Source organism: Streptomyces sp. NPDC051286, from assembly GCF_044455345.1.
Taxonomy (GTDB): domain Bacteria; phylum Actinomycetota; class Actinomycetes; order Streptomycetales; family Streptomycetaceae; genus Streptomyces.
The window spans coordinates 1-4,954 of sequence record NZ_JBITER010000116.1 but is presented as its reverse complement, the minus strand read 5'-3'; the positions used below and the strand labels follow the sequence as shown (position 1 = coordinate 4,954).

The window sequence follows — 4,954 nt, the reverse complement described above, 5'->3', positions numbered from 1 at the left end:
CACCGCATCCGGCGTCCGCGCCACCCACCCCTCGAACAGCTCCACCACCGACACTCCCGGCATCTCCACCGCCGTGTCGTTCCACTCCACCAACAAACGACGCCGCTCCCCCTCACCCAGCACATCCACTGCGCTGAGCCGGAGGTCCGGGTCGGCGGCCAGCGCCGCCAGCACCAGCCCCAGGCGCTCCACGATGCGCTCCGCGCCGGCCGCGGCGAAGAGGTCCGCGGCGGCAATCAGGCCACCACGCAGGCCCGCGGGCCGTCCGTCCGTGTCGAAGACCTCCGACACGCTCAGGTCCAGGTCGAACTTCGCCGACTGCTCGCCGGTCGGCACACTTCCGGGGCGTGCCCCGGGCAGGTCGACAGCCGCCTCGGCGGTGTTCTGCACGGTGAGCATGACCTGGAACAGCGGGTGCCGGGCCAGTGAGCGCGTGGGGCTGAGTTCCTCGACGAGCCGCTCGAACGGGACGTCCTGGTGGGCGAACGCCGACAGTCCGGCCTCGCGCACCCGGGCCAGCAGTTCGCGGAAGGTGGGGTCGCCGGACAGGTCCGTCCGCATCACCACGGTGTTGACGAAGAAGCCGACGAGGTCGTCCAGCGCCTCATCCGTGCGCCCGGCCACTGCGGCACCGATCGGGATGTCGGTGCCGGCGCCCAGCCGGGACAGCAGCATGGCGAGGGCGGCCTGCATCACCATGAAGAGGGTCACGCCTTCGGTGTGCGCGAGCTCCGCGAACCGGGCGTGCACGTCGGCCGGCACGCGCAGCGGCACGCTGTGACCACGGTGGCCGATCACCGCCGGACGTGCGTGGTCGTAGGGAAGTTCCAGCTCCTCCGGCAGGCCGGCCAGTACCTCGCGCCAGTGGCCGACCTGACGCGAGAACACGCTGTCCGGGTCGTCGGCGTCGCCGAGCAGCTCGCGCTGCCAGAGCGTGTAATCGGCGTACTGGACGGGCAGCGGCTCCCAGTCGGGGGCCCGGCCCTCACACCGTGCCGCATAGGCGGCCGAGATGTCACGGGCCAGCGGCCGCATCGACCAGCCGTCGCCCGCGATGTGATGGACGACGACCGCCAGCACGTGCTCGTCCTGCCCGGCGTCGAAGAGCCAGGCGCGGATCGGCGCTTCGGCGGCGAGGTCGAAGACGTATCCCGCCGCCTCGGCGACCGCGTCCGTCACATCGGTGTGGGTGGCGGTGGCGGGCAGATCCACCAACTGCAGTTCCCAGTCCAGTTCGTCGAGGCGCAGGATGCGCTGGTACGGCTCGCCGTCCGCGACGGGGATGACCGTGCGCAGTGCTTCGTGCCGGCCGATCACATCTCGCAGGGCATCGGCGAGCGCTGAGCGGTCAACGTCCCCGGACAGCCGCAGTGCGACCGGAATGTTGTACGTGGCGCTGGGCCCCTCGAGCTGCTCGATGAACCACAGCCGGCGCTGGGCGAACGACAACGGAAGCATCAGGACTCCTCCTGCCTGCGCATCGGCCGCAGCACCGGCCTAGCTGATTTCTGGTTTCCGACCTGTTGTGCGACCTGGTGTGCAACCTGCTGTGCGAGCTTCTCGACCGTCCGTGCCTCGAACAGCGCCCGCATTTCGACCTCTACGCCCAGCACCGTGCGAACGCGGCTGATCAGCCGTATCGCGAGCAGGGAGTTTCCGCCCATCCTGAAGAAGTCGTCGTCGACGCTGACGCTCTCCAGGCCGAGGACTTCCGCGAAGGCGGTGCACAGGGCTTCTTCCTGCGCATTGGCCGGTCCCCTGCCCGAAGCCGTCGTGTATTCGGGGGCGGGCAGGGCCTTGCGGTCCAGCTTGCCGTTCAGGGTCAGCGGCAGCGCGTCGAGTACGACGAACGCGGCCGGGACCATGTACTCGGGCAGTCGGGTGCCGGCGAAGTCGCGGAGTGCGGCGGTGTCGGCGCCTGCCCCGGCCGGGACGACGTAGGCGCAGAGACGCACGTCCCCGGGGCGGTCCTCGCGGACGATCACCGCGGCCTGGGCGACGCTCTCGTGGGCGGCGACGACCGCTTCGACCTCGCCCGGCTCCACTCGGAAGCCGCGAATCTTGACCTGCTCGTCCGCACGGCCGGCGAACAGGAGCTGTCCGTCCGGTGTCCAGCGGGCCAGGTCACCTGAACGGTACACCCGCCCGCCCGCGGTGAACGGGGACGCCACGAATCGCTCCGCGGTCAGGTCCGGCCGCCCGACGTAACCGCGGGCCAGGCCGGGCCCCGCCACGTACAGCTCACCCGTGGCGCCCACGGGGACGGGCCGCAGGAAGCCGTCCAGGACGTAGACCTCGGCGTTGCCGATCGGACGGCCGATCGCCGGCGGCTGGTCCTCCGGTGTGATGGCCGGGTCCACCGGATCAGCCGTGGTGATCACCGTCGCCTCGGTCGGGCCGTAGGTGTTCCAGACCTTGGCGCGGACCGTCCACCGGCTCGCGAGATCCGCGTTCAACCGCTCCGCGCCCAGGACCCAGTTACTCACTCCCGGTACGGAGGCGGGCTCCAGTACGCCCAGCAGCGACGGCACCACACTGGCGACGTTCACCCCGGCTGAACGGATCATCTCCGCCAGCGCCCCGGGCTCCGCACGCTCCCCGCTCGTCGCCACCGCCAACGTCCCGCCGGCAGCCAGGGTGACGGCCACGTCGAGGACGGCCGCGTCGAAGCTGAACGACGCGAACTGCAGCGCCACGACTCCCTCGTCCACGCCCAGGACCGGCCGCATGACCTTCGCGAGGTTCACCACACCGTGGTGAGCGACCGCCACGCCCTTCGGGCGGCCCGTCGAACCCGACGTGTAGATCACATACGCCAACTGGGCAGGATCGACGACCGTTCCCAGCGGCTCGGCAGACTCGTCCGCGACCAGGTCCCGGACCTCGTCGAGGGACATGTGGACCACGTCCCGGGGCAGCCCCGCAAGCGTCTCCGCCGCGCCGAGGACGACGGCCGCGCCGCTGTCCACCACCATGAAGGCGAGCCGCTCCGCCGGGTACTCCGGGTCCAGCGGCACATATGCACCGCCCGCCTTCCACACCGCGAGGATCGACACAACCATGTCGACACCACGCGGCAGGCACAGGCCCACCCGGCTCTCTCGTCCCACACCCAGACCGGTCAGATACCGGGCCAGCCGGTTCGCGCGCGCCTCCAACTCCCCGTACGGCACGGCCTCAGCACCGCACCGCACCGCCACGGCATCCGGCGTCCTCGCCGCCCAGCCCTCGAACTGCTCCACCAGCGACGCGTCCGGCACCTCGGTGCCCGTGCCGTTCCACTCCACCAGCACCCGGCGCCGCTCGGCCTCACCCATCACGTCCACCGTGCTCAAAGGCACGTCGTCGCCTTCGTCGAGCGCCTCTTCCAACGCCGTCACCAGGTTGCCGAGTGCCGTGTGCAGCAGCCCGCACACGGTTTCCGGGTCCACCGGAACGACCGCGTCGACGCTCAGCGCGAGCCGGTCCCCGTCGTCGTCCACCGCGACAGCGAGCGGGTAGTTGGTACGCGACCGTGTGTAGAGGGTCCTCATCCCGCTGCTGTCCGTACCGTCACCCCTGCCCTCGTCGAGGGGCTCTTCGGAGTGACCGACCGTGTTGTGGCGGTAGTTGAAGATGGAGGTGAACAGCGGTACGTCCCCCGGGACTCCGCTCGCCTGCTGTGCCACGGCCAGCGGTGCGTGCTCGTGTTCGAGGAGCCCCGCCAGCTGCGCACGCATGCCGGCCACCGCGGCCAGCACACCGGTCCCGGCCACCCGCACCCGGGCAGGGAGCGTGTTGATGAACGGGCCGACATGCTCCGCGCCGGCGCCTGCGCTCATGCGCCCGAACAGCACCGTGCCGAACACGACGTCGTCCCGGCCGCTGACGGCCGCGAGCACCCTGGCCCAGGCCACGTGCAGCACGGTCGCAGGGCTGGCGCCCAACCGCCGCGAGACCTTCCGCAGCCGGCCGGCCACCGCCTCCGCGACGAGCGAGTCGCCGCGGGCCGCTTCCGTGCCGTCCCGGCGCGCGTCCACGAGGCCGAACGGAGTGGTCGGTTCGGTGACGTCGCCGAGCAGCTCGGTGAAGAACCTCTCGTGCTCCGACCGCCGAACCCCGCCGCGCGCCTGGGCCACGACGTCGCGGAACGGCAGCGGCTCGGCGAGCCGATCGCCCCGGCCGGCGAGGAATGCCTCGACCTCCTCCAGGACCACTTCCATGCCCATGTGGTCCTGCACCATGTGGTGCGCCCGGACCAGGGCCAGCCAGCGACCGTCTGCCGGCGACCGGGCCACTCGCACGTCCAGCAGCGGCGCCCGGCCGATGTCCATGGACGAACCACCGAGCGCCACCAGCTCGCGCACCGGGTCGTCCCCGTCCGGGTTCAGCACCAGCTCCTGCACGGGCAGTACGGCCTGGCGCCACACCACCTGGACCGGCTCGCTCAGCCCCTCCCACACCACGCCGGTGCGGTAGATGTCGTGCCGGTCCACCACGTGCTGCAGCGCGTCGAGGAAGCCGTCCAGCCGGGCACGGGTGTCGAACTCCACCACGGTCGGGGTGACGTACGCGTCCTCGCCGCCGGCCGCGGCCAGCAGATGATGGAAGAGCATGCCCTCCTGCAGCGGAGCGAGGGGGTACACGTCCGCAACATTGGCCGCGCCGCCCTCCACGCCCACGACGATCCGCTCGATCTCGGTGGCCGACAGCTCCACCAGCGGCAGCATCTGCGGGGTGATCTCCACGGCGTCGACGGGGATGGCGTTCGCCGGCACCAGCACCTGCTCGGGTGCCGCGCCCGTGGCCAGGCCGGCGACGGTGGGCGTCTCGAACAGTGCCCGCACCGAGACCGCCATGCCGTCCGCCCGCAGCCGCTCCACCAGCCGTACGGCCAGGAGCGAGTGCCCGCCCAGGGCGAAGAAGTCGTCGTCGACACCGACGGTCTCCAGCCCGAGAACCTGCGCGAACACGG

2 protein-coding genes are annotated in these 4,954 nt (G+C 71.5%); both read right to left on the bottom strand.

Annotated elements, in window-relative coordinates; all coding sequences use genetic code 11:
• A partial coding sequence (locus ACIBB8_RS37370; RefSeq protein WP_398959812.1) for a condensation domain-containing protein occupies window positions 1-1,458 on the bottom strand: 1,458 nt, incomplete at its 3' end.
• A partial coding sequence (locus ACIBB8_RS37365) for an amino acid adenylation domain-containing protein (RefSeq protein ID WP_398959810.1) occupies window positions 1,458-4,954 on the bottom strand: 3,497 nt, incomplete at its 5' end. The genes ACIBB8_RS37365 and ACIBB8_RS37370, both read right to left, overlap by 1 nt.